The organism is Treponema sp. R6D11 (genome assembly GCF_054786075.1).
In genome coordinates this window covers 1-414 of sequence record NZ_BDHD01001011.1, presented here as the reverse complement: position 1 = coordinate 414, position 414 = coordinate 1, and the positions used below count along the sequence as shown (strand labels likewise).

The following is a 414-nucleotide window of genomic DNA, read 5'->3' as shown; positions in this document are numbered from 1 at the left end:
CTTTGGGATACGCGCGCCCATCTTTGTAAATTTTTGCGGGTTTTTCAAAAACTCAACAACTTCTTCAAGTTCGAATTTAGCGTCCTTCTGGCCCGCCACGTCCGTAAAGCTTACTTTTTTCCCTTCGTCGTTGTACCGTTTCGCCCTGCTTAGAACCCGCATTCCCTATACGGATCCCGATCTTCTGCCGTTACTGAAAGAAAAAAACATCGTCATTTCCGGCGCGGGTAAGAAATTTTCACTACTTAGGGTGTTAGTTGACATGCCTCCGTGGATTATCGGTTTCAGCATGATTATGCTGATGATCAGGAACATGCAGGGCATGGGGGCTAAAACTTTCCATTTTGGAATAAGCAGGGCGAAACGGTACAACGACGAAGGGAAAAAAGTAATCTTTACGGACGTGGCGGGCCA

The 414-nt window shown here is 46.6% G+C and carries 1 pseudogene; it reads left to right on the top strand.

Annotated elements, in window-relative coordinates:
• Positions 1-130: 130 nt before the first annotated feature.
• Positions 131-414, top strand: a pseudogene (locus ACYVTD_RS17245) (ATP-dependent zinc metalloprotease FtsH); the annotation flags it as partial.